Annotated in this window: 19 protein-coding genes and 1 tRNA gene; 12 read left to right on the top strand and 8 right to left on the bottom strand. The window is 55.9% G+C overall.

The window, feature by feature from the left end:
* Positions 1-30: 30 nt before the first annotated feature.
* The 3 genes from HO274_RS10245 (at position 31) to HO274_RS10235 (ending at position 1,206) form a co-directional block, all read left to right on the top strand.
* Positions 31-360: a hypothetical protein gene (locus HO274_RS10245; RefSeq protein ID WP_031596933.1), complete on the top strand. Its 330-nt coding sequence runs from the start codon at positions 31-33 to the stop codon at positions 358-360.
* 301 nt (positions 361-661) lie between these two features.
* Entirely contained in the window at positions 662-931 is a 270-nt protein-coding gene (locus HO274_RS10240; protein WP_031596931.1) for a CopG family ribbon-helix-helix protein, read from the top strand.
* The gene (locus tag HO274_RS10235) at positions 931-1,206 is read left to right on the top strand and encodes a type II toxin-antitoxin system RelE/ParE family toxin (RefSeq protein ID WP_031596929.1); all 276 of its coding nucleotides are present in this window, start codon (positions 931-933) and stop codon (positions 1,204-1,206) included. Before HO274_RS10240 ends, HO274_RS10235 begins: the two co-directional genes overlap by 1 nt.
* Before the next feature lie 72 nt (positions 1,207-1,278).
* Here the strand turns inward: HO274_RS10235 and HO274_RS10230 are convergent.
* From HO274_RS10230 to rfbD, 4 genes are all read right to left on the bottom strand, one after another.
* Positions 1,279-1,354: transfer RNA gene (locus HO274_RS10230), tRNA-Phe, on the bottom strand.
* Positions 1,355-1,466: 112 nt separating this feature from the next.
* On the bottom strand, positions 1,467-2,339 hold the full coding sequence (locus HO274_RS10225) for a thermonuclease family protein (protein ID WP_273119312.1): 873 nt from the start codon (positions 2,337-2,339) through the stop codon (positions 1,467-1,469).
* Positions 2,336-2,893: a dTDP-4-dehydrorhamnose 3,5-epimerase gene (gene rfbC, locus HO274_RS10220; protein WP_031598117.1), complete on the bottom strand. Its 558-nt coding sequence runs from the start codon at positions 2,891-2,893 to the stop codon at positions 2,336-2,338. Before rfbC ends, HO274_RS10225 begins: the two co-directional genes overlap by 4 nt.
* Positions 2,890-3,804 (bottom strand): dTDP-4-dehydrorhamnose reductase, encoded by a 915-nt coding sequence (rfbD, locus tag HO274_RS10215; RefSeq protein ID WP_273119307.1) that lies wholly within the window; start codon positions 3,802-3,804, stop codon positions 2,890-2,892. Before rfbD ends, rfbC begins: the two co-directional genes overlap by 4 nt.
* Positions 3,805-3,951: 147 nt before the next feature.
* Between rfbD and dapA the strand changes: the two genes are divergently transcribed.
* From dapA to HO274_RS10200, 3 genes are all read left to right on the top strand, one after another.
* Positions 3,952-4,842: a 4-hydroxy-tetrahydrodipicolinate synthase gene (gene dapA / locus HO274_RS10210; RefSeq protein WP_420537405.1), complete on the top strand. Its 891-nt coding sequence runs from the start codon at positions 3,952-3,954 to the stop codon at positions 4,840-4,842.
* A 61-nt stretch (positions 4,843-4,903) separates the two neighbouring features.
* Positions 4,904-6,097 carry an outer membrane protein assembly factor BamC gene (bamC, locus tag HO274_RS10205; RefSeq protein ID WP_273119301.1) on the top strand — a complete coding sequence of 398 codons (1,194 nt, stop codon included), beginning with the start codon at positions 4,904-4,906 and terminating at the stop codon, positions 6,095-6,097.
* Between the two features lie 61 nt (positions 6,098-6,158).
* The gene (locus tag HO274_RS10200; RefSeq protein WP_031598113.1) at positions 6,159-6,932 is read left to right on the top strand and encodes an MBL fold metallo-hydrolase; all 774 of its coding nucleotides are present in this window, start codon (positions 6,159-6,161) and stop codon (positions 6,930-6,932) included.
* A gap of 115 nt (positions 6,933-7,047) precedes the next feature.
* Here the strand turns inward: HO274_RS10200 and HO274_RS10195 are convergent, their stop codons facing one another.
* A complete protein-coding gene (locus HO274_RS10195) occupies positions 7,048-7,284 on the bottom strand; it encodes a hypothetical protein (RefSeq protein WP_273119299.1) in 237 nt (78 codons plus the stop codon).
* Positions 7,285-7,397: 113 nt separating this feature from the next.
* Complete coding sequence (locus HO274_RS10190) at positions 7,398-8,516, bottom strand: cupin domain-containing protein (RefSeq protein WP_273119296.1); 1,119 nt, start codon at positions 8,514-8,516, stop codon at positions 7,398-7,400.
* Positions 8,517-8,591: 75 nt separating this feature from the next.
* On the opposite strand from HO274_RS10190, the gene gltX reads away from it, so the two are divergent.
* Positions 8,592-9,980, top strand: a complete 1,389-nt coding sequence (gltX, locus tag HO274_RS10185) for a glutamate--tRNA ligase (protein ID WP_273119293.1) — start codon at positions 8,592-8,594, stop codon at positions 9,978-9,980.
* 25 nt (positions 9,981-10,005) lie between these two features.
* Here gltX and HO274_RS10180 read toward each other — a convergent pair whose 3' ends face one another.
* Positions 10,006-10,302 carry a YciI family protein gene (locus HO274_RS10180; protein ID WP_031598107.1) on the bottom strand — a complete coding sequence of 99 codons (297 nt, stop codon included), beginning with the start codon at positions 10,300-10,302 and terminating at the stop codon, positions 10,006-10,008.
* 162 nt (positions 10,303-10,464) lie between these two features.
* On the opposite strand from HO274_RS10180, the gene HO274_RS10175 reads away from it, so the two are divergent.
* The 5 genes from HO274_RS10175 to mfd are packed head-to-tail and all read left to right on the top strand — an operon-like array spanning position 10,465 to position 16,421.
* On the top strand, positions 10,465-11,241 hold the full coding sequence (locus tag HO274_RS10175; protein ID WP_031598105.1) for an inositol monophosphatase family protein: 777 nt from the start codon (positions 10,465-10,467) through the stop codon (positions 11,239-11,241).
* 5 nt (positions 11,242-11,246) lie between these two features.
* Positions 11,247-11,981, top strand: a complete 735-nt coding sequence (locus HO274_RS10170; RefSeq protein WP_031598104.1) for an RNA methyltransferase — start codon at positions 11,247-11,249, stop codon at positions 11,979-11,981.
* 13 nt (positions 11,982-11,994) lie between these two features.
* Entirely contained in the window at positions 11,995-12,678 is a 684-nt protein-coding gene (gene cysE / locus HO274_RS10165; protein WP_062188207.1) for a serine O-acetyltransferase, read from the top strand.
* Between the two features lie 12 nt (positions 12,679-12,690).
* On the top strand, positions 12,691-13,026 hold the full coding sequence (locus HO274_RS10160) for a HesB/IscA family protein (RefSeq protein ID WP_273119288.1): 336 nt from the start codon (positions 12,691-12,693) through the stop codon (positions 13,024-13,026).
* Positions 13,027-13,058: 32 nt separating this feature from the next.
* Complete coding sequence (gene mfd, locus HO274_RS10155) at positions 13,059-16,421, top strand: transcription-repair coupling factor (RefSeq protein ID WP_273119284.1); 3,363 nt, start codon at positions 13,059-13,061, stop codon at positions 16,419-16,421.
* Positions 16,422-16,502: 81 nt separating this feature from the next.
* Here the strand turns inward: mfd and HO274_RS10150 are convergent, their stop codons facing one another.
* Positions 16,503-18,026 (bottom strand): fumarate hydratase, encoded by a 1,524-nt coding sequence (locus HO274_RS10150; protein WP_273119281.1) that lies wholly within the window; start codon positions 18,024-18,026, stop codon positions 16,503-16,505.
* Positions 18,027-18,155: the final 129 nt, after the last annotated feature.

The raw sequence follows: 18,155 nt of genomic DNA, 5'->3' as shown, positions 1-18,155 counted from the left end.
AAACAGTTTTTACTTCAGCGAGTGAACTGCATGCCAACTTTCCAGGTTACCAAGCAAGAATTCCACACTGTAGTCAAAACATACATTGAGGAATTCGATACCTCAGATCAAGACAAATGGGATCATTTCAGAAGCCTCATTTCCGTCTATGCCAAGGACAAACTGGCTGATTTTCCCTTGGTGGCCCCTGAAGATTCCCATGTATGGTTTGCCCTCCTGCAATTGATGAGGCAAACCGAATATGAGGTGGAAGTGAAAGATGATTGGGTTTCCGTGCGCAATGGCGAATTTAAAACCATTCATTATCTTGAAGACTCCTATGGAGAAGTCCTTGAGTCCACAGAGGTGGGCACGGCCTGACTGATGTGTTCCAAATTCCGCCGCTCGATGCAGATCGCATGATGCCCAGCAGCCCTGTTCCCAATATGGCCGATGGCCTCATATACAGGCTCTGCAGGTAGCGAATCTTTATGGTTGGCGATGACGATGCAAAGGAATTCGATCTCATCGCGCCCCATGATTCCGAGCACTTCGGTATCCGTACTTCCCCGTTATTGGTCAATCGATAGCCATGTCAACCCCATATTTTTATATGTCATCTTGCTTAAATCATATCTAATCACTATGATGATACTTGACCAATCGTAAGAAGGGAAAAACCATGGCACATACAGATACCAAAGTTCTCACTGCACACGTGCCGCTCCTGCTGGCCGAGAAAGTAGATCGGTTGGCCACTCGTCTCGAACGCTCACGTGGCTGGATCGTCAAACAAGCGTTAGCGGCCTGGATCGACATGGAAGAGGAACGCACCCGTTTGACCCACGAGGGGTTGGCCGATGTAGACGCCGGACGAGTCATTGATCACCAAGCCGTGGAAGCGTGGGCCAATAGCCTCAGTACTGCCCAACCGCTGCCGGCACCCCGCTGATGGAACTGAAGTGGACGAGCAAAGGGTTATCTGATTTGGCGCGGTTGTATGATTTCTTGGTGCCAGTGAACAAATCGGCCGCTACGCGCGTGGTGCAGGCGCTCGCAGCGGCTCCAGCCAGTCTGCTGGTAAATCCACGTATCGGCGAAAAACTGGAAGAATTCGAGCCGCGCGAGGTACGCCGGATTCTCGTCGGCAAGTATGAGATGCGGTACGAAATTCGGGAATCCACGATCTACATGCTGCGGCTGTGGCACACCCGCGAAGATCGGTAGCAATGCCCTCACACACAAAGGCTGTCAGGATACAACAGAAAACCCCTGAAACGGAGTGGTTGAGGTTTTAGGTGGTGGCCAAGGGCGGAATCGAACCACCGACACAAGGATTTTCAGTCCTCTGCTCTACCGACTGAGCTACTTGGCCACAATAAGCCGCCTATTATATCGGATATTTCAAAAAACGTACAGAACCAGCCCGTGCCATCCATCCGAAGGAGCGCCGCATCTATGGGAAGGGAGTTTGGCCTCTCCGCTATCTATGAGTGAATCACGATTTCTTCCGGCGGAACCAGCAACTGGAGTTTTCCATCGGCGAATGAGATCAGGTCCAGAAAGGGGACCGACCCATTGACAGAAGACAACGAAACTGATCCCGCGCAACGATTCAATCGTGACAACCATTCCGCAGAGGAACTCCCACGGAGGAAGCTTGTTTCCACATCCACCAGGCGACGAAACAGAAAAGGCCAGATCAGACAGGTGGACTCCAGTGTGTCACGCAGGGTCTGCGCATCCGACAAAGGAAAACCGCAATGGGTGCGATCCGCAGGCCAGACGCCTCTACTCTGCATCCGCGCCATTTGAACCGACGTACTCAGAGAAATACGCCAATCTGTTGGAAAATCCTTGTGCACCAAAGGATAAACATGACCTTGCCGCAATAATTCCTGATTGGCGCTGGCTTCCCACGTATCCTCCCAGGCAAGTGATGCATCCCTCGCGCCGCGATCCTCTCCCCGCAGCGCCAAACCCAGAGCACGGCCGTATCGATCCACGCGCAGAACCCCCAGGGTGCCACGGCAGGCCTGGGGGTCAGCGCCCACCACCCGTCCGGCAAGATTACGTTGCAGCGAGGAAAAACCGAGAAAGTTCAGAAGTGCTTGGGCGGCCTGCTCACCCCACGGAGAGGGCTGACGCCACAAGGGCTGCCCCCGCCGCCTGTAATGAATCTCTGGAGCATCCACACCCAGCAAACGCACACTCAAGGCACCGTCCTTGCTCCAACGCAGACGAGGCATGCACTGAGCGACGGGAATCGGGTGGTCTGGCACGAAGCGCACCGAATCCCCATCCGGGGCATGATCAAGCACCACCCAGCATCCTTCCAGCCAGGTGGGCCTTGATTTCACAGATCCTCGTACACTTCAGCCTCCGCCAGACACTTGCCCACGCGGTCTTTGGCCGAAAGAAGGGGAGTTACCCCAGAGGGGGTAGGCCAGGAAATGGCCAGGGTCGGATCATCCCAGCGCAGAGACCGCTCCGCCGTGGCCAACCAATAGTCCGTGGTCTTGTACAGAAACTCCGCATGCTCGGACAAAGTCAAAAAACCGTGGGCAAAACCCGGTGGAATCCACAGCATCTGACGATTTTCTGCGGATAAAACGCACCCGTAATGCTGACCAAAAGTGGGAGAATGACGCCGAATATCCACCGCCACATCATAAACCTCTCCTTCGATCACCCGCACCAGTTTGCCTTGGGGTTGAAGGATCTGGTAATGCAGACCCCGCAATACCCCCCGCATCGAGCGAGAATGATTGTCCTGCACGAAAGAGCCGGAATACCCTGTGAGACTCGAAAAACCCCGGGCATTGAAACTTTCAAAGAAAAATCCGCGTTCATCTCCATAGACTTTTGGCTCGATGCGAAAAACGCCCGCCAGAGGCGTAGGATGACCTATCATGATGTTAAAACCTCCTGGACATCGGGGAGTTCGGCCAAACAGTCTTCCAGCGCCTCGGACCAGAGGGGTAACCGGACGCCAAACACTTCTTTCAATTTGGTGTTATCCAAACGACTATTCACCGGTCGCCGGACGGGGCTGGGATAATCGCTGGAAGGAATGGGGAGAACGAGCGCCCGACACTCGGGACGCAATTCAAAGATTCGACGGGTAAAGTCATACCAGGTCGTGGCCCCCCCGTTGGTCAGATGGTAGATCCCTTCTTTTCCCGTCAACCCATCCACCAGGGAATTCTCTGCCTGTGCCGAAGAACACAAGGTCGCGCAAACTGCCATCGTCCCCTGCGCAATGGAGCCTGCCCAGGTGGGGGCACCCCACTGATCGTTCACCACCTGAATTTCAGCCCGTTCCTGCCCCAAACGCAGCATGGTCCTGAGGAAATTTCGTCCATGCAAACCATACACCCAACTGGTCCGAAAAATCAGGGCAGGAACGCCGCTGGACATCAAACCCTCTTCACCGGCCCGCTTACTGCGCCCATAAACACCGAGAGGGGCAGTGATATCCTTCTCTGTATAGGCGCCCTCATGCGTCCCGTCAAATACATAATCCGTGGAATAATGGATCATGGCTCCACCCCATTCGCGCTGAAGACTCCCCAACAGTTCAGGAAGTTGGGCATTCAGTGCAAAGGCGGCGGCCTGCTCCTGCTCGGCTCGATCCACAGCCGTGTAGGCCGCTGCATTGACGATCAAATGAGGCCGATACTGACGGACCCAGGCCGCCACGGCACGGGCATCGACCAGATCCAGTTCTTCCCTGGGAGGAGCCTGCACCGTCCCCAGAGACCTCAGCAAAGGTTTCAATGCCGAACCCACCTGTCCGTTTACCCCTGTCAACAGGATTCTCACTCTCGCGCACTCTCGCTTGGAATAGTCGTGGATTGTAGCAGAATCCCTTTTTGAATACCCTCTACCCTCCAAGCCCTCATTCCCACCATTCGCCATTTTCCCTGTAGGATAGTACAATCAGAGTTTTCAGCGCGGGAAACTTCCATGATGTTTCAGGGTAGCTTGGTAGCCATCGTCACACCGCTCACCGATGATGGAGAACTGGATTTCGAATCATTAAGGCGCCTCGTCGATTGGCATGTCTCCGAAGGAACCGATGGCATCGTGGTGGTGGGCACCACCGGCGAGTCCCCGACCCTCAGCGTAGCCGAACATGAGGCCCTGATTGCCAAAACTGTGGAATATTCCGCAGGCCGGATCCCGGTGATTGCAGGCACCGGAGCCAATTCCACCGCTGAAGCCATTGAGTTGACACGCTTTGCGCACAGCGTGGGAGCCGTCGCCGGACTGTCCGTTGTCCCCTATTACAACAAGCCCACCCAGGAAGGACTGTACCAGCATTTTTGCGCCATCGCTGATGCCGTGGATCTGCCCCTGATTCTGTATAACGTCCCTGGACGCACGGTGGCTGATCTGCAAAACGAAACCGCACTCAAATTGGCGGTCCACCCCAATATCATCGGCATCAAGGATGCAACCGCCGATCTTTACCGAGCCAGTGAATTGATTGCCCACGCCCCCCCCGGATTTGCTTGCTACACCGGTGATGATGGCAGTGCCGCCGCCTTTCTGTTGCTCGGTGGTCATGGGGTCATTTCCGTCACCGCGAACGTAGCCCCGGCCTCAATGGCTGCTCTCTGCCAGGCAGCGCGCGCAGGGGACATCATGAAAACACGGGAAATCAACAACACCCTTCTCGACCTTCATCGCCTGCTGTTTGTTGAAGCCAATCCCATCCCTGTCAAATGGGCCTTGGCTGAGATGGGGAAAATCGGGCACGCCTTGCGCCTACCCCTCACCTCCCTGTCCAGAATCCATCACCCTTCTCTGCGCGATGCCTTGCGTTTCGCAGGGTGTGATTTGTCGGCACAAGGATGATAAACTCGCGTCAGTTTGATGGTTGCCCTCTTGTCATTCTCTCCGCAGGAAAGTTCCATTCATGAATAAAACTCTCGTCGCCGTCTTGGCGGCATCCCTGTTGGCGGGTTGTAGCGTTCCTTCCCAAGTCTTTCAATCAAAAAAAATCGATTACACGACAGTAACGACCACGGCCCCCCCCCTTGAGGTTCCTCCCGATCTGACCCCGATCCAGACAGATGAGCGATATGGCATTCCCGGACAAGACAAAGCCACCACCCTGACGCAATTCAATCAGGAGAAACAGGAAAAACCGAACAACGGCCTCCCTGCCACAGATCAAAGCGGGGTACTGCCCGCTTTTGGGAATCAAGTCAAACTGGAAAGCGATGGCACTCAGCGCTGGCTGGTGGTCAAGTCATCCCCAGACAAGGTTTGGGCTGGGTTGGAATCCTTTTGGGCAAGCAATGGGTTCAAATTGCAGAGCGATGACCCAAAAATCGGGATCATGGAAACCCAGTGGAAAGACAATAAAACAGCCGTACCCCAAACCTATATCAAACACCTTGTCAGTTCGGTGATGGACAGTCTGGTCTCCAGCCCGGTACGCGATCAATTTCGGGTTCGCATCGAGCGCGGTACCGAAGCAGGCACCACCGAAGTCTATCTCTTCCACAAGGGCATGGAAGAGATGTTGAACAAAAACAACTACACCGGTTCAATATGGCAACCCCTCCCGGACAATCCGGAAATTGAAACGGAATATCTCAAAAAACTGGCTGTAAAATTTGGCGAATCTCCAGAAGAGGCAGATACCCTCTTGGCCAAAGAGGACACTTCCCAGAAACCCAACGAGTCAAGCGACAACACGAACACCTCCCATATCAGTTCATCGGCCAAACTGGTGACCCAGGCGGACGGAGGAACCCTTCTCACCCTCAACGAACCCTTTGACCGCGCCTGGCGTAAGATAGGTCTCGCCTTGGATCGGAGCGCCTTCACCGTTGAAGATCGTGATCGCGCGGCCGGCGTGTACTTCATCCGGTACACTACCGATGAAGAGTCGGGCAAAAAGAACGGAAGCAGGGGATTTTTCTCGAAATTGGCGTTCTGGCGCTCCGAGGACAAAACCAAGGACACCCAGACCTACCGCCTCTCGGTCAGTTCGGTCAGCGGTCATGGCACCACCGTGGACTTGCGCGACAAAACGGAGGCCAAGGTCCCACCTGCCACCAGCCAACGGATCCTGACACTGATCTATGACCAACTGCACTGAAACCGGGAAAATCATTGGTCACCCTGCCTTCCCTGTGGTGTTGCAGGAATTCCTTTGATTCATGATGCTACGGTTCGCATCTTTAGGCAGCGGCAGTGAGGGCAATGGATTACTGGTACAGTCAGCACAAACGCTGATTCTGGTGGACTGCGGGTTCTCCCTGGTGGAAACCGAACGACGTCTGAACCGACTGGGCGTATGCAGCACTCAATTGGATGCGCTTTTGGTCACCCATGAGCACTCCGATCATATGAGCGGGATTCCTGCCCTAGCCAGAAAAGTGGGTTGCCCCGTCTATGGCAGTTTCGGTACGCTGTCCGACCTGATACAGGAACTCCCCGAGCAAATTCGCATCATTCGGGACGAAGAGTCCTTTACTGTGGGCCCCATAAACATTCTTCCCTATGCGGTGCCCCATGACTCGCGCGAGCCCCTGCAATACGTCTTCAACTCGGGAGAACTCCGCTTTGGGCTACTGACAGACACGGGGTCCATCACGCCCCATATCGAACGTTCCTTACAAGGCTGTCACGCCCTATTTCTGGAAACCAACTATGATCCTGGGCTACTGGAAAAGGGACCCTATCCTGCCAGTTTGAAAGCGCGCGTACAGGGACCCTATGGACATCTGTCCAACGAAGTCTCTTCCCGTCTGGCACAGCGTCTTGACCACCAAGGTTTACAGTGGATCGTGGCGGCTCATATCAGCCGCAAGAACAATACTCCGGACCATGCCTTGACCGAACTCAACCGGGCGCTTGGAAACGGAGTCGACCGCATTCTCATCGCCGCTCAGGATACGGGACTGGATTGGATTTCCCTAGGTTGTCCCTGATTGAGTGATCCGTCCGGACGATCTCCTCGAAACAGAAAAAACTTTGTTTGATCAGGTATTCCCCGAAAAACAAAAAGCCGACCCAAAGGCCGGCTTTTTGACAGAGCGACCAGATTTACTTCTTGTCAGCAGCAGGAGCAGCAGCAGCGGGTGCGGCGGCAGGTGCTGCAGCATCAGCAGCAGCGGGAGCAGCAGGTGCTGCAGGTGCAGTAGCGTCAGCAGCGGCAGGTGCGGCGGGAGCAGCGGCATCGGCAGCAGGTGCAGCAGGGGCTTCGGCCTTGGGTGCTTCGGGCTTGCTACACGCAGCCAAGGTCACAGCAAACAGGGAAGCAATCAAAAGATTCAGTTTCATGATGTGTCCTATCGGAGAGGTTGATGATAAATCCTGAACAGCCCCAAGGGAGCCATCAGACCCGAGGAGCATACACCATTTATGCCTGAGGCGACAAGCGCTCACCCCCGGAATCAAAAAAATTTAACCCACCCCGCCTGCCAGGCATCATGCAGCACAGTCAAAAGTTCTGCGTCCATCGCTCTGGCCGACAGTTTTCGAGTATCTGCCAGGCAACGCATTTGTGTCGATCCTGGTTGATGTAATTCGAAACGATCCCCATTAAAGTAAAAAAATTTGCCGGAAAACAACAACTGACTACGGGGATCCAGATGCAAATCCTGTTGCAGACAGCGCAGTTCAAAGGCATCGAGTGTCAAAGTTTCTTCCGCAGGCTCAAAAAACAGGTGGGGCTTGGGTTCACTCAGATATCGCCCCACACATTCTGCCACCATTGGATGTGTCCAATGTACCTGCTGGCGCAACATCCCATCTATTTGGGTAATCAACTCCGGGGGAATTTCGCCCGGATGCGCAGAAAGAGTCAGGTCAGGATCAGCATAGCGTCCTTCCACCTGCAGACGATCACGCAAAAAATCCAGAAAAGCCTCTACCCATTCCTGATAGGTCGGAGCCCGAAAGCCGATGGAATAAGTAAAACATTCACTCAGAGCCACTCCGTCATGGGCACAATGGGGCGGCAAATAGAGCATGTCTCCCGCCTCCAGATCCCACTGTGCCTGTGGAGAAAAACGACGCAGCAATTTGAGGTCGCTGTCAGGCAGTAATTCCAGATCCTCTGTTTCTGCGATTCCCCAGCGCCGAGTGCCAAATCCCTGCAAGAGAAAAACGTCATAAGAATCGAAATGAGGGCCCACGCCTCCCCCAGGGGCGGCATAACTCACCATCAAATCATCCAGACGCGCGTGAGGCAAAAAATCGAATTCCTGAAGCAGTGCTTCGCCTTCTGGTAACCAATGATTCAGCTCCTGAACCAGTACCGTCCAGTTTTTATCCGGCAAGGTTTTAAAATCAATGGGACGAAAAGGGCCGTGCCGCAACACCCAACGTTTTCCCTGACGCAGGATCAGGCGCGCCTGCACGGCGGGACGGGTGGCCAGGCGCTTGATTTCCGCAGGGGTCAATAATCCCAGAAAATCGGGCACGGCCCGACGCACCAGCAGAGGCGACTTGTGCCAGTGCCGGGCCAGAAATTCGCCGGGGGCCAGTCCCCCTAAAAGAGTGTCGCGCATGGATAAAGTGTACCATCCCTCTGCGATTTTCAGAGTCCTCGCGTTACAATGGTCCCTTTGGTTCAGGAAATGATCATGGTTCGCACCCGCTTCGCGCCCAGTCCCACCGGTTACCTGCATATTGGAGGAGCCCGTACCGCTCTTTTCTCCTGGGCTTACGCCCGCCACCACGGAGGATCCTTCGTACTGCGCATCGAGGATACGGACCGCGAACGTTCCACTGCCGCCTCCACCCAAGCCATTCTGGAGGGCATGGCCTGGCTGGGACTGAATTATGACGAAGGTCCTTTTTACCAGATGCAACGTCTGGCTCGCTACCGCGAAGTTGCCGATCATCTGCTTAAAACCGGTTGGGCCTATCCCTGCTATGCCAGCCGCGAAGAACTGGAAGCGTTACGTGAAAACCAGCGCGCACGCGGAGAAAAACCCCGTTATGACGGACGCTGGCGCGATTCCAAAGCCCTTCCCCCGGCGGGCATTGCCCCAGTCATCCGTTTCAAGACTCCTGTGGAAGGCAGTGTCACTTTTCACGACTTGATCAAGGGCCCCATCACGGTTGCCAATTCAGAACTGGACGATCTGGTGCTGCTACGGGCCGATGGCATTCCCACCTACAACTTCGGCGTGGTGGTGGATGATCTGGATATGCAGATCACTCATATCATCCGAGGAGACGACCATGTAAACAATACCCCACGTCAAATCCACCTGATCCAGGCTCTGGGCGCCTCCCTTCCGCAATTCGCCCATCTCCCCATGATTCTGGGACAAGACGGCGAACGCCTATCCAAGCGGCACGGTGCGGTCAATGTCCTGCAGTATCAAGAAGATGGTTTTTTGCCGGAGGCCCTGCTCAACTATCTGGCACGTCTGGGCTGGTCCCACGGCGATGCAGAGATCTTTTCGCAGGAAGATCTGGTTTCCTGGTTTGATCTGGCCCACGTCAATCGTTCCCCCGCCCGTTTCAACCCGGAAAAATTGCTCTGGCTCAATCAGCATTACCTCAAAGAATCTTCCGATACGCGCCTGGCCACCCAACTCCGAATAGACTTGACTTTGAGTGACGCCCAGTGGGCCATGGGCCCTCTACCCGAGCAGGTTGTCGCCCTACTCAAGGGACGCCTCAGCCATGTCACGGAACTGGCTGAGGCTGCTCGCTACTTCTACACCGATCCGGCGCCTACTCCCGATATTCTGGCCCACCCCCCGGAAGGCGCAATACGAGATGCGTTACAGGCATGTCTGAGCGCATTTCAAACGGCGGCCTGGACCCCGGAGTCCCTGGGTCCTCTCATCAAGCAAACCGCTCAGGCTCACGGCCTCAAGATGGGACCTCTGGGAATGCCTCTGCGCGCCATTCTCTGCGGAACCTCCCATACCCCTTCCCTGGATGTCACGCTGCACCTGATCGGACGGGATGCCGTGACGCGTCGTCTACAACACTTTCTATCCTTGATGAACTAAAACGACAAAGACCGCCGCTTCCCCCTCAGAGAAAGGAGCGGCGATCCAGAAAAGCCAAGCGCCAGCGTGTGATCGTCACGCGGTCCGGCAACCCCACCAGGGTAAAAGGGTCCGCCGCAATAAAGCGTTCGGCGTCGGCTCGCTCGTCCACATCAACGATGTAAAAACTCCCCTGCGCTCTCTGCCCTGCATCGTCCATCTTGGCCCCACAGGCCAACAGTTGGGTTTTGTTTTCCTCCAACCAGGCCAGATGGGCAGGACGATTTGCCTGGCGTACCGCGTCATGTTCCGGTTTGTCCCAAGTTTCAATCAGATAAGGCATGATCAGATTCCTCGACGTCAAAAGGTCCCCCAATTATCCAGAGACTGACCACCAGGGTCAATTTCCGGTCATCCTCCGTCAATTCCCGTGCATTCTTCGTCGGTATCCCGCGGATCGGCGTATAATCAAGGGTTCAGTTGACTGATCGAGACGTTCACCACCATGCATCCTCAACTCAATTTTGCCATCAAGGCCGCCCGCCGGGCCGGAAACCTGATCCAGCGCGCCGCCTTGGACGTAGACCGCCTCACGGTCAGCAAAAAGGCCCATGCCGACTTCGTTTCCGAAGTGGACCGTGCAGCGGAACAAGTCATTTTGGAAGTGCTCCAGGAAGCTTACCCGGATCATGCCTTTCTGTGCGAAGAAAGCGGTCCCTCGGGAGATTCCCCCTATTGCTGGATCATTGATCCTCTGGATGGCACCACCAACTTTTTGCATGGTTTCCCTCTCTACAGCGTCTCCATCGCCCTGGCCCATCAGGGAGTTGTGACACAGGGCGTGGTTTACGACCCGGTCCATAATGACCTGTTCACAGCCACCCGGGGTAGCGGGGCCTTTCTCAATGACCGGCGTATCCGCGTGAGCGGACGGACCCGTCTCGACGAATCGCTCATTGGCACAGGCTTCCCCTACAGCCACATGACCCATCAGGAGCGCTATCTGCGCATGATGGCGGAAGTCATGCGCAAAACAGCAGGCCTGCGCCGCCCCGGTTCGGCGGCCATTGACCTGGCCTATGTGGCTGCCGGGCGTTACGATGCATTTTGGGAACTGGATCTCAAACCTTGGGATATGGCCGCAGGCACCCTCCTGATTCAGGAAGCGGGGGGACTGGTCTCCGATCTGGACGGAGAGGGCCGGTTTCTGGAGACCGGAAATGTGGTCGCCGGATCTCCCAAGATATTCGGCCAACTCCTGCCCCTCCTGCAAAACGCTTGAGTCCCATGTTTGAGCGTTTTCGCTTCGTCCTCTGTACCCCAACCCACCCCGGCAATATCGGAGCGGCTGCCCGCGCCCTAAAAACCATGGGGTTTAACCGCCTGGTTCTCGTCAATCCCCGCCACTTCCCGGATCCCAAAGCCAATGCACGGGCTGCCGGAGCCGACGACCTGCTGGAACGGGCCGTGGTGTGCACCAGTCTGGACGAAGCCCTGCAGGGAATCACCTTGAGCGTGGGATTAACCGCCCGACGGCGCGACTTGTCTCACCCCATGCTGTCACTGCGCGAACTGGCCCCCTCCTTGCCCCAGGAAGTACTCGGGGAAGGAGAAGTGGCGCTGGTTTTTGGGACGGAAATGTCCGGCTTGTCCAATGCCGAACTGGACCTGTGCCAATTACTCGCCCATATTCCCACCGACGCTACCTTTGGCTCGCTCAATCTAGGCTCTGCCGTACAATTGGTGGCCTATGAACTACGCCATGCCTTGCACCAGGAACACAGACTTCAGGCGCGGGAATACCCGCCCGCCACCCATGACGAAATGGAACATTTCTACGCTCACCTAGAACGTGTGCTGACAGGCGGCGGATACCTCGACCCCCAACACCCAGGGCGTTTGATGACCCGTCTGCGCCGCCTGTTTTCTCGGGCAAGGGTGGAACGTGAAGAAGTCAGCATCCTGCGTGGTATCCTGAGAACCCTGTATCCTGCCGATAATGGCAGTTCTCCCTTACCTTGAGGATAAGTTTCCCATGCTGGCCCGCATCCGCGAACAAATTGACTGTGTCTTCGACCGCGATCCAGCGGTCCGTAGCCGTTGGGAAATCATCACGCTCTACCCCGGTTTTCATGCCATCCTGCTGCATTGGTTAGCCCATGGGCTATGGCAACGTAATGCCAAATGGTTGGGACGGGCAGTCTCTCAATTTTCCCGTTTTTTAACCGGTATTGAAATTCATCCGGGAGCAAAGTTGGGACGACGCGTCTTCATCGACCACGGCATGGGGGTGGTCATCGGAGAAACCGCAGAAATCGGTGATGATTGCACCCTTTACCAAGGAGTCACTCTGGGAGGAACCTCCTGGAACAAGGGCAAACGCCATCCCACGCTGGCCCCCGGAGTCATCGTCGGCGCTGGCGCCAAGGTGATTGGCCCCATCCTCTTGGGAGAAGGCTGCAAGGTAGGCTCCAATGCCGTGGTGGTCAAACCGGTCCCGCCCCGTGCCACCGTCATCGGAATTCCCGGACGCCTGCTGGAAGACGACCAGCACCAACCTGTCAAGGCCGATCCACAGTTCAGCGCCTACGGTTCTTCGCGCGACGAAAAAGATCCTCTTGCCGTAACGGTGCAGGAATTGGTCCATTTCAATGAGCAGTTGCGTCAGCAAGTGGCGGAACTTTCTCGCCAGATCCAGAGCCTCAAGAAAGACGTGTAAAGGAGAACTCCCATGACCATTACCCTGACCGAATCTGCTGCACAACAAATCCACCAATCCCTGGCCAAACGTGGCAAGGGGATTGGACTGCGTTTTGGCACAAAAACTTCCGGCTGTTCCGGACTGGCTTATGTGGTGGACTATGCCGATGACCTGCGTGAAGGCGAAGTCACTTTCGAAACCGGTGGAACCCTCGTCGTCGTGCATCAGGATCACCTTCCCTTTTTGAATGGAACCGTCATCGACTACCAGCGTACCGGACTCAATGCCTCATTCAAATTCAACAATCCCAATGTCACAGATAGTTGCGGATGCGGAGAAAGTTTCACCACCCGTACGGCAGCCTGAGGCATGTATCTCCGTCACTGATTCGGTTCCACATGTCACTTCCCCCTTTGCTGGGCGCTGCCTGGCGATTGTCACAGAACGCCCACGCCCCAGGCCCTCTGGTCATTCTGACCGAAAGCACGGCCCAAGCCCAACGCCTGCGCGAAGAAATGGCCTGGTTCGATACCACCCTGCGCCTTTCCTGTCTGCCCGATTGGGAAACCCTTCCCTATGACCGGTTTTCCCCTCATCAGGATCTGGTCTCGGAACGCCTGGCCACACTTTGGCAAATTTCCCAGAGCCAGTGTGATGTCGTGTTGGTCCCCATCAGCACCGCGCTCCAGCGTCTGCCGCCCGTCAGTCATCTGGCCGGGCATACCTTTGTCCTGAAACAGGGACAAACCCTTGATGCCGAAGCCCTGCGCCAACAGATGGTCAAGGCAGGGTACAGCGCCGTTCAGCAGGTACTCAATCCCGGGGAATTCTGTTTACGCGGCGGAGTAATCGATCTGTTTCCCATGGGGAGCGTACTGCCCTATCGTCTCGACCTCTTCGACACCACGCTGGAAACCCTGCGCACCTTCGATGTAGACAGTCAACGTTCACTTTATCCGGTTCCCGAGATTCGCTTGCTACCCGCCCGCGAATTTCCACTGGATGAAGCCGCGCGGTCACACTTCCGCTCCAGTTTCCGTGAACACTTCGAAGGCGATCCCTCACGATGTACCCTTTACCGCGACGTTGGCAATGGACTGGTACCCGGCGGAATCGAATATTACCTGCCCCTCTTTTTTGACCAATGCGCAACCCTGTTTGATTATCTGCCTTCTTCCTCCGTTTTGTGCCCCCTCACCGACCTGACGGCAGGGATCCGCACCTATTGGGGATCCATTCGCAGTCGTTGGGAACTGGTCAAAGGAGATCGCGCTTATCCGGTACTCGATCCCACGGCGCTGTTTTTGAAAGAAGAAGAATTCTTTCTGAGGATGAAGCCCTTCTCAAGAAAACAGGAATCAGGACCAGATTCCCTGCAAGCCCTTCCCCCACTCGAGGTACTGCGTCGATCCCCCCATCCTCTGGAGAAACTGGAGAATTTCCGGTCTTCATTTGACGGACGTATCCTGATCCTGGCGGATAGTCTGGGGCGGCGCGAAACATTGCGCCAGTTATTGCAGGAGCAGGGCCTGATCCCCGAAAATGCCAGAGATTGGGCCGAGTTCCAGAATGCCTCAGCACCGCTCATGCTGAGCGTAGGTCCGCTTCTGGAAGGTTTTTCCCTGGGCCAACTGGCGCTCATCACTGAAAACGAACTGTTCCAAAGTCAAGTTCGCCAAACCCGCCGACGGGAACGGCAAAGGACCAATAGCGACAATCTTCTGCGTGACCTGACGGAAGTTCACGTGGGAGACCCGGTGGTCCACCAGGACCATGGTATTGGGCGCTTCCAGGGACTGGTGAATCTGGACCTAGGAGAAGGGTCGGCGGAATTCATGCAATTATCCTATGCCGGTGAGGATGTCCTGTATGTCCCCGTGGCTCAGTTACATCTGATCAGCCGGTATTCGGGCGGACCGCCCGAAGCGGCACCGCTGCATCGATTAGGCAGTGGACAATGGGAAAAAGCCAAACGTCAAGCTGCTCGTCAGGCTCGCGATACCGCAACCGAACTGCTTGATCTCTATGCACGGCGTGCTACCCGCACCGGTTGGGCCTGCCCTCTGGATGATCAGGCATACGCCGCCTTTGCTGCCGGTTTCCCCTTCGAAGAAACCCCCGACCAATCCGCTGCCATCGCAGCCGTACGCGCCGACCTGGCCGCCGCCAAACCCATGGATCGGCTGATCTGTGGCGATGTGGGTTTTGGCAAGACCGAAGTGGCGATGCGCGCAGCCTTCCAGGCAATCCATGCTGGACGCCAGGTTGCCCTGTTGGTCCCCACTACCTTGCTGGCTGAACAGCATTACCAGAACTTTTCTGATCGTTTTGCCGATTGGCCGGTACGGATTTCCGAGTTATCCCGTTTCCGCTCCGCCAAGGAAGTCACCGCGACCTTGCTGGCCCTGGAAGAAGGCAAAATCGATCTGGTCATCGGCACCCATAAACTGATCGGAGAAAACGTTCGCTTTGCGCGCCTTGGACTGGTCATCATTGATGAGGAACACCGTTTCGGGGTACGTCAGAAGGAACGCCTCAAGGCCCTGCGCGCCGAAGTGGATGTTCTCACCCTTACGGCCACCCCCATTCCTCGCACTCTCTCTCTGGCGCTGGAGGGATTGCGGGATTTCTCGGTCATCGCCACTGCCCCGCAAAAACGTCTGGCCATCAAAACCTTCGTGCATCCTCAATCAGATGGTCTGATCCGTGAAGCAGTCTTGCGTGAACTGAAACGAGGAGGACAACTGTATTTTCTCTACAACGAAGTAGAGACCATGGAAAACGAGCATCAGCGCCTGAGTGCACTACTTCCGGAGGCACGCATCGCCATGGCCCATGGTCAGATGCGTGAACGGGAACTGGAACAGGTCATGCGCGATTTCTACCAGCAACGAGTTAACCTCTTGCTCTGTTCCACCATCATCGAAACAGGCATCGATGTCCCTAACGCCAATACCATTCTGATCCATCGCGCTGATCGCTTCGGTCTGGCCCAGTTGCATCAATTACGGGGTCGGGTGGGCCGTTCTCACCATCAAGCCTATGCTTACCTGCTCACTCCTCCGGAGGACGCCCTGACTTCCACCGCCAAAAAAAGACTGGAAGCCATTCAGCAGATGGAGGAATTGGGAGCCGGATTCTACCTGGCACTACAGGATCTGGAGATCCGGGGCGCCGGTGAAGTCTTGGGGGACTCTCAAAGTGGAGACATCCAGGGAATTGGATTCAACTTGTACACCCAGATGCTGACCCAAGCGGTGAAAGCCCTCCAACAAGGTAAAACCTGGGATCCGGAACGGCCTCTCGACATTGCCCTGGAAATCAACCTGCACGCTCCAGCCTTGCTTCCTGCCGCCTACTGCGGGGACATTCACGAGCGTCTGGTTCTATACAAACGCCTGGCCAACTGTGACACCGTCGACACCTTAACCGATCTGCAGGAAGAACTCATCGATCGCTTCGGTTTGCTGCCGGAGGAAACCCACACGCTGATTGAAAGTCACCGCTTGCGCATTTTGGGCCGGCCTCTGGGCATCCGCAAAATCGATGCCCATGATGAAGGCGCGCTGATTCAATTTTCCGCCCAGCCTCCCTTCGACCCCCTGGACTTCATTCACCTGCTGCAACATCAACCCCACTACCGTTTGGCAGGCAACGATCGCCTACGTGTGCTGTATCGGGCACCGGGGGCATCGGAGCGCGCCCGGCAGGTCACCCAGGTTCTGAATACTCTGGCCACGCTGATCCCGCCTTCCTCCTGATCCGTCCTGTCACCACCATTCTGCCGCACCATCGAAACAGGGATCACTTTCCCATAACGCACTCAAAGCGGAAATAGAGCCTCAGTTTTTATGATGCGCGATGTCGGACAACCGGATCCGCCACTCGGCAGGACCACTTTGGTGAATTGAATTGCCCGCACAGTCCACTGCCACCGTAACGGGCATATCCTCCACCTCGAATTCATAGACTGCCTCCATGCCCAAATCAGCGAAGGCCACCACCCGTGCGGCACGAATCGCTTTGGCAACCAGGTAAGCCGCCCCCCCTACAGCAATCAGGGAAACCGAGCGATGTTTTCGGATGGCCTCGATTCCCTGGGGACCGCGCTCGGCCTTGCCGATCATCCCCATCAGCCCTGTTCTTTCCAACATAAACTCCGTAAACTTGTCCATGCGGGTGGCAGTGGTGGGGCCTGCGGGGCCCACCACCTCTCCCCTCACCGGATCCACGGGACCCACGTAATAAATGAAGCGATGGGTAAAATCCAGTCCTTCCGGTAAGGGTTCCCCCCGGGCCAGCAACTGCTGGATACGCAAATGGGCCGCATCGCGCCCAGTCAGCAATTTACCGCTCAAGAGAAGCGTGTCGCCGGGTTTCCAGTCCGCCAGATCTTCCTTCCGCAGGGTATCCAGATTCACCCGACGAGCCGTTGGAGCAGCCCGCCAAGTCACTGCGGGCCAATCTTCGAGTCGGGGTGGGGTCAGGGAAACCGGGCCAGAGCCATCCAGGGTGAAATGAATATGGCGCGTGGCAGCACAATTGGGAATCAGGGCCACCGGCAGTGATGCCGCATGGGTGGGATAGTCAAGTATTTTGACATCCAGTACCGTGGTCATTCCGCCCAACCCCTGGGCGCCGATGCCCAAGGCATTGACCTTATCATACAGTTCGATGCGAAGAGCCTCCACCGTATTGGAGGGGCCCCGTGCCTTAAGCAGGCTCATATCTATGGGATCCATCAAAGATTCCTTGGCCAGGAGCATGGCCTTCTCTGCCGTTCCTCCAATGCCGATCCCCAGCAACCCGGGAGGGCACCAGCCAGCGCCCAGAGTGGGGACAGTGGTCAAAACCCAATCCACCAAGGAATCCGAAGGGTTGAGCATCACCAGTTTGGCTTTGTTTTCCGAACCTCCTCCTTTGGCCGCCAGGATGACTTCCACTCTCTCTCCCGGAACCAGTGATACCTGGATCACCGCAGGAGTGTTATCCCTGGTGTTCTGTCGTTTTCCGGCGGGATCACTCACGATGGAGGCACGCAAGGGATTGTCAGGATTCAGATAGGCTTGCCGTACGCCTTCATTCACAGCATCCTCCAATGAACCCGTCAAGTTCAGGCGTACCTTCAGCCCCACTTTGAGAAAGACATTCACAATGCCCGTGTCCTGGCAGATGGGACGATGGCCCTCGGCACACAGGCGCGAATTAGTCAGAATCTGGGCCATGGCATCACGGGCCGCAGGAGATTGCTCCTGTTCCCAGGCGACCCCCAGGGCCTGAACATAATCCACAGGGTGATAATAGGAAATGTACTGCAGCGCATCTGCAATACTCTGGACCAGATCTTTTTGTTCTATGCTGACCACCGGTTCTCTCCCTGTAAAATAGCACCCATGCAGAAAATTCTTCTCTGCGACTGTGGCTATAATAACGCTTCGTGCCCCAAAGTGGGGTCTGAGGGAATTTCCCCCATGCCCACGGCCCGATCTTCAGAC

The sequence above is a fragment of the Ferrovum myxofaciens genome (assembly GCF_013181415.1).
GTDB classification, from domain to species: Bacteria; Pseudomonadota; Gammaproteobacteria; order Burkholderiales; family Ferrovaceae; genus Ferrovum; species Ferrovum myxofaciens.
This window is presented reverse-complemented; position numbering and strand designations above follow the sequence as displayed.

What these genes read in the sequence shown, in the direction of transcription:
- dapA (WP_420537405.1), top strand. Translation starts at nt 3,952, where the DNA reads ATGTTTCAGGGTAGCTTGGTAGCCATCGTCACACCGCTCACCGATGAT.
- HO274_RS10200 (WP_031598113.1), top strand. Translation starts at nt 6,159, where the DNA reads ATGATGCTACGGTTCGCATCTTTAGGCAGCGGCAGTGAGGGCAATGGA.
- bamC (WP_273119301.1), top strand. Translation starts at nt 4,904, where the DNA reads ATGAATAAAACTCTCGTCGCCGTCTTGGCGGCATCCCTGTTGGCGGGT.
- HO274_RS10240 (WP_031596931.1), top strand. Translation starts at nt 662, where the DNA reads ATGGCACATACAGATACCAAAGTTCTCACTGCACACGTGCCGCTCCTG.
- HO274_RS10235 (WP_031596929.1), top strand. Translation starts at nt 931, where the DNA reads ATGGAACTGAAGTGGACGAGCAAAGGGTTATCTGATTTGGCGCGGTTG.
- mfd (WP_273119284.1), top strand. Translation starts at nt 13,059, where the DNA reads ATGTCACTTCCCCCTTTGCTGGGCGCTGCCTGGCGATTGTCACAGAAC.
- rfbC (WP_031598117.1), bottom strand. Translation starts at nt 2,893, where the DNA reads ATGATAGGTCATCCTACGCCTCTGGCGGGCGTTTTTCGCATCGAGCCA.
- gltX (WP_273119293.1), top strand. Translation starts at nt 8,592, where the DNA reads ATGGTTCGCACCCGCTTCGCGCCCAGTCCCACCGGTTACCTGCATATT.
- HO274_RS10180 (WP_031598107.1), bottom strand. Translation starts at nt 10,302, where the DNA reads ATGCCTTATCTGATTGAAACTTGGGACAAACCGGAACATGACGCGGTA.
- HO274_RS10195 (WP_273119299.1), bottom strand. Translation starts at nt 7,284, where the DNA reads ATGAAACTGAATCTTTTGATTGCTTCCCTGTTTGCTGTGACCTTGGCT.
- HO274_RS10160 (WP_273119288.1), top strand. Translation starts at nt 12,691, where the DNA reads ATGACCATTACCCTGACCGAATCTGCTGCACAACAAATCCACCAATCC.
- HO274_RS10190 (WP_273119296.1), bottom strand. Translation starts at nt 8,516, where the DNA reads ATGCGCGACACTCTTTTAGGGGGACTGGCCCCCGGCGAATTTCTGGCC.
- cysE (WP_062188207.1), top strand. Translation starts at nt 11,995, where the DNA reads ATGCTGGCCCGCATCCGCGAACAAATTGACTGTGTCTTCGACCGCGAT.
- HO274_RS10245 (WP_031596933.1), top strand. Translation starts at nt 31, where the DNA reads ATGCCAACTTTCCAGGTTACCAAGCAAGAATTCCACACTGTAGTCAAA.
- HO274_RS10170 (WP_031598104.1), top strand. Translation starts at nt 11,247, where the DNA reads ATGTTTGAGCGTTTTCGCTTCGTCCTCTGTACCCCAACCCACCCCGGC.
- HO274_RS10175 (WP_031598105.1), top strand. Translation starts at nt 10,465, where the DNA reads ATGCATCCTCAACTCAATTTTGCCATCAAGGCCGCCCGCCGGGCCGGA.